Origin of the sequence: uncultured Lacinutrix sp., from assembly GCF_947500325.1 — a bacterium.
Taxonomy (GTDB): Bacteria; Bacteroidota; Bacteroidia; order Flavobacteriales; family Flavobacteriaceae; genus Lacinutrix.
Genome location: NZ_CANMRQ010000041.1, coordinates 1 through 5,737 on the forward strand (window position 1 = coordinate 1; position 5,737 = coordinate 5,737).

The window sequence follows — 5,737 nt, forward strand, 5'->3', positions numbered from 1 at the left end:
ATCCATAAGTAATTGAAAAATGTTAAAAATAGTTGTATATATAATAAGGACAAGAGTGTGTTTTATAAAGTAAAAAAAGATTAGGTATAAGTACTTGATTAGGAGTAATTAGAGCGGGTAAAAAAAATAAATTCAAAAAAGATTTAAAAAAAGCTTGCGCAGGTTAAAATAGGATGTATCTTTGCAGCCGCTTAGCGCCTTAGCTATATAGGCAAAGAGGCAAGAGCGACGTTCAAAAACAAGGTTAAAAAAATAAATTAAAAAAAGTTTCAAAAAAGCTTTTTATAATAAAAAAAGGTTGTATGTTTGCAGCCGCAAAAAACGCCAACGTTTAGAGCGAAAAAGTTCAGTAACAAAATAGGTTTTTAGATAATTTTAAAAAAGTAAAATTTTTCAAAAAATAATCAAAAAAACATTGTGCAGAATTAAAAAGGGTTTTATATTTGCAGCCCGCTAACGAAATATAAAAGTTAGCAAATTGAAATAGATAATAAAAGTTCATAAACATATTGAATTGACAGCGTAAGATTTCAACTGGAAACGGTTGAGATTAAACAAGAGAATAAACCATTTTGAGTACTATTAATTTCTTTGGTTGTTAAGCATATTAGTGGAAACACTTAAAAATTTAACGATGAAGAGTTTGATCCTGGCTCAGGATGAACGCTAGCGGCAGGCCTAACACATGCAAGTCGAGGGGTAACATTGGAGCTTGCTTCAGATGACGACCGGCGCACGGGTGCGTAACGCGTATAGAATCTACCTTACACTGAGGGATAGCCTTTGGAAACGAAGATTAATACCTCATAGTATATTGACTTGGCATCAAGATAATATTAAAGGTTACGGTGTAAGATGACTATGCGTTCTATTAGCTAGATGGTAAGGTAACGGCTTACCATGGCAACGATAGATAGGGGCCCTGAGAGGGGGATCCCCCACACTGGTACTGAGACACGGACCAGACTCCTACGGGAGGCAGCAGTGAGGAATATTGGACAATGGAGGCAACTCTGATCCAGCCATGCCGCGTGCAGGAAGACTGCCCTATGGGTTGTAAACTGCTTTTATACAGGAAGAAACACTCTCACGTGTGAGAGCTTGACGGTACTGTAAGAATAAGGATCGGCTAACTCCGTGCCAGCAGCCGCGGTAATACGGAGGATCCAAGCGTTATCCGGAATCATTGGGTTTAAAGGGTCCGTAGGTGGATAATTAAGTCAGAGGTGAAATCCTGCAGCTCAACTGTAGAATTGCCTTTGATACTGGTTATCTTGAGTTATTATGAAGTAGTTAGAATATGTAGTGTAGCGGTGAAATGCATAGATATTACATAGAATACCAATTGCGAAGGCAGATTACTAATAATATACTGACACTGATGGACGAAAGCGTGGGGAGCGAACGGGATTAGATACCCCGGTAGTCCACGCCGTAAACGATGGTCACTAGCTGTTCGAACTTCGGTTTGAGTGGCTAAGCGAAAGTGATAAGTGACCCACCTGGGGAGTACGTTCGCAAGAATGAAACTCAAAGGAATTGACGGGGGCCCGCACAAGCGGTGGAGCATGTGGTTTAATTCGATGATACGCGAGGAACCTTACCAGGGCTTAAATGTAAATTGACAGGTTTAGAGATAGACTTTTCTTCGGACAATTTACAAGGTGCTGCATGGTTGTCGTCAGCTCGTGCCGTGAGGTGTCAGGTTAAGTCCTATAACGAGCGCAACCCCTGTTGTTAGTTGCCAGCGAGTCAAGTCGGGAACTCTAACAAGACTGCCAGTGCAAACTGTGAGGAAGGTGGGGATGACGTCAAATCATCACGGCCCTTACGTCCTGGGCTACACACGTGCTACAATGGTAGGGACAGAGAGCAGCCACTGCGCGAGCAGGAGCGAATCTATAAACCCTATCACAGTTCGGATCGGAGTCTGCAACTCGACTCCGTGAAGCTGGAATCGCTAGTAATCGCATATCAGCCATGATGCGGTGAATACGTTCCCGGGCCTTGTACACACCGCCCGTCAAGCCATGGAAGCTGGGAGTGCCTGAAGTCCGTCACCGTAAGGAGCGGCCTAGGGTAAAATCGGTAACTAGGGCTAAGTCGTAACAAGGTAGCCGTACCGGAAGGTGCGGCTGGAACACCTCCTTTCTAGAGAAAGACGACCGAGTAAATTTAAAAAAGGAAACAAATTGTTTATTCTCCTGCTGTTAATTTAAAATCTATTATAGTAGAGTCTCATAGCTCAGCTGGTTAGAGCGCTACACTGATAATGTAGAGGTCGGCAGTTCGAGTCTGCCTGAGACTACTAACTATAATAAAAAAGGAAATTCTAGAAGTTGTCAATTCTAAATAATTAAATTCTGAATGCAATATTCGGGATTTTAAATGGGGGATTAGCTCAGCTGGCTAGAGCGCTTGCCTTGCACGCAAGAGGTCATCGGTTCGACTCCGATATTCTCCACGATTCAGTTTAATTACTGAAAAACGTTCATTGACATATTGAAAAAAGATACATGAAAAAAAGATTTGAGAATTATCTCAAAGATTTAAATAATAATAACTTACTAATAGTTAGTCACGAGCTGCTATTAGTAATGTAACTCATTAAAAAAGCAAAAAGTACAATAAGCTAAATAAGAGCGTATGGGGAATGCCTAGGCTCTCAGAGGCGATGAAGGACGTGATAAGCTGCGAAAAGCTACGGGGATTGGCACATACAAATCGATCCGTAGATATCCGAATGGGGCAACCCAGCATATTGAAGATATGTTATCCGCAAGGAGGCGAACCCGGAGAACTGAAACATCTAAGTACCCGGAGGAGAAGAAAACAAAAGTGATTCCGTTAGTAGTGGCGAGCGAACGCGGATTAGCCCAAACCATAAATGTTACGGCATTTGTGGGGTTGTAGGACTGCGATATTTGAGCTATGATGAATTAGAACAGTTTGGAAAGACTGACCAAAGAGGGTGATAGTCCCGTATAAGTAAAGAGTAGTAAGATAGCAGTATCCTGAGTAGTGCGGGACACGAGTAATCCTGTATGAATCAGTCGGGACCATCCGATAAGGCTAAATACTCCTGAGAGACCGATAGTGAACTAGTACCGTGAGGGAAAGGTGAAAAGAACCCTGAATAAGGGAGTGAAATAGATCCTGAAACCATACGCTTACAAGCGGTCGGAGCCCTTTGGGGTGACGGCGTGCCTTTTGCATAATGAGCCTACGAGTTACCGTTGCTAGCAAGGTTAAGTGATTAAGTCACGGATCCGTAGCGAAAGCGAGTCTGAATAGGGCGCTTTAGTTAGTAGTGGTAGACGCGAAACCGTGTGATCTACCCATGGGCAGGTTGAAGCTGTAGTAACATACAGTGGAGGACCGAACCGGTTGACGTTGAAAAGTCTTCGGATGACCTGTGGGTAGGGGTGAAAGGCCAATCAAACTCGGAAATAGCTCGTACTCCCCGAAATGCATTTAGGTGCAGCGTTGATTTATAGTTTTATAGAGGTAGAGCTACTGATTGGATGCGGGGGCTTCACCGCCTACCAATTCCTGACAAACTCCGAATGCTATAAAATGTTAATCAGCAGTGAGGGCATGGGTGCTAAGGTCCATGTCCGAGAGGGAAAGAACCCAGACCATCAGCTAAGGTCCCCAAATGTATGTTAAGTTGAATAAACGAGGTTGAACTGCTTAGACAGCTAGGATGTTGGCTTGGAAGCAGCCATTCATTTAAAGAGTGCGTAACAGCTCACTAGTCGAGCGGTTCGGCATGGATAATAATCGGGCATAAACATACTACCGAAGCTATGGACTTGTAAAAGTGGTAGGGGAGCATTGTAGTGGCGTTGAAGGTGTGCTGTAAGGCATGCTGGAGTAGCTACAAAAGAAAATGTAGGCATAAGTAACGATAATGCGGGCGAGAAACCCGCACTCCGAAAGACTAAGGTTTCCTCAGCTATGCTAATCAGCTGAGGGTTAGTCGGGACCTAACGCGAACCCGAAAGGGGTAGTGGATGGACAACAGGTTAATATTCCTGTACCTGCTCACACTAAAAGTGACGGAGGCGAATAGTTAGTGCGCACAGACGGAATTGTGCGTTGAAGAGAGTGGTAACACCTCGATAGTACACTAAGACTACGGTCGCGGTGATAATCTAGCGAATCGACTTCCAAGAAAAGCAAGTGAAGCAGCCCGTACCCTAAACCGACACAGGTAGTTGGGATGAGAATTCTAAGGAGCTCGAGAGATTCATGGCTAAGGAACTAGGCAAAATCGACCTGTAACTTCGGGAGAAAGGTCGCCACCCTTCGGGGTGGCCGCAGTGAAAAGGTCCAGGCGACTGTTTATCAAAAACACAGGGCTATGCTAAATTGAAAGATGACGTATATGGCCTGACACCTGCCCGGTGCTGGAAGGTTAAGTGGAGTTGTTAGCTTCGGCGAAGCAATCAAATGAAGCCCCAGTAAACGGCGGCCGTAACTATAACGGTCCTAAGGTAGCGAAATTCCTTGTCGGGTAAGTTCCGACCTGCACGAATGGTGCAACGATCTGGACACTGTCTCAGCCATGAGCTCGGTGAAATTGTAGTATCGGTGAAGATGCCGATTACCCGCTGTGGGACGAAAAGACCCCGTGAACCTTTACTATAGTTTAGTATTGGCTTTGGATAAGTAATGTGTAGGATAGGTGGGAGACTTTGAAGCGGCATCGCTAGGTGTTGTGGAGTCATTGTTGAAATACCACCCTTTGCTTATCTAGAGTCTAACCCACAAAGTGGGAACAGTGCTTGATGGGTAGTTTGACTGGGGTGGTCGCCTCCAAAAGAGTAACGGAGGCTTCTAAAGGTTCCCTCAGCACGCTTGGTAACCGTGCGTAGAGTGCAATGGCATAAGGGAGCTTGACTGAGAGACTTACAAGTCGATCAGGTACGAAAGTAGAGCATAGTGATCCGGTGGTTCCGCATGGAAGGGCCATCGCTCAAAGGATAAAAGGTACTCCGGGGATAACAGGCTGATCTCCCCCAAGAGCTCACATCGACGGGGGGGTTTGGCACCTCGATGTCGGCTCGTCACATCCTGGGGCTGGAGAAGGTCCCAAGGGTTGGGCTGTTCGCCCATTAAAGTGGCACGCGAGCTGGGTTCAGAACGTCGTGAGACAGTTCGGTCTCTATCTACAGTGGGCGTTAGAAATTTGAGTGGATCTGACTCTAGTACGAGAGGACCGAGTTGGACTAACCTCTGGTGTATCTGTTGTTCCGCCAGGAGCATTGCAGAGTAGCTACGTTGGGAAGGGATAAGCGCTGAAAGCATATAAGCGCGAAACCCACCACAAGATGAGATTTCTTTAAAGGGTCGTGGGAGATTACCACGTTGATAGGTCATAGGTGTAAAGGCAGTAATGTCATAGCCGAGTGATACTAATAACCCATAGGCTTATTGTACGCCTGTTTTTTTACTAAGTTCAATAATTATTATTTGTTTTCATGTTAAATGACACTTAGTGTCCTTTTTTCAATATGTTATTATATACGGTTAAGTAGTAATATACTACATACACCGAAAGATTTAAGGTGATTATAGCGATGGGGCTCACCTCTTACCATTCCGAACAGAGAAGTTAAGCCCATTTGCGCCGATGGTACTACAATCGTGGGAGAGTAGGTCGTCGCCTTTTTTAATCCTCAACATGTATTTGTTGAGGATTTTTTTTGTTTAATACTTTTATAATCATAAT

General features: G+C 44.4%; 2 tRNA genes and 3 rRNA genes. All 5 read left to right on the forward strand.

The features are described from left to right. Positions 1–631: 631 nt before the first annotated feature. Positions 632–2,151 (forward strand): 16S ribosomal RNA (locus Q0997_RS19910). An 83-nt stretch (positions 2,152–2,234) separates the two neighbouring features. Beyond that, positions 2,235–2,308: transfer RNA gene (locus Q0997_RS19915), tRNA-Ile, on the forward strand. Between the two features lie 82 nt (positions 2,309–2,390). Further along, positions 2,391–2,464: transfer RNA gene (locus Q0997_RS19920), tRNA-Ala, on the forward strand. A gap of 161 nt (positions 2,465–2,625) precedes the next feature. Further along, a 23S ribosomal RNA gene (locus Q0997_RS19925) occupies positions 2,626–5,444 on the forward strand. A gap of 125 nt (positions 5,445–5,569) precedes the next feature. Further along, positions 5,570–5,677, forward strand: a 5S ribosomal RNA gene (gene rrf / locus Q0997_RS19930). Together the 16S, 23S and 5S rRNA genes with 2 tRNA genes alongside form the textbook arrangement of a ribosomal RNA operon. Positions 5,678–5,737: the final 60 nt, after the last annotated feature.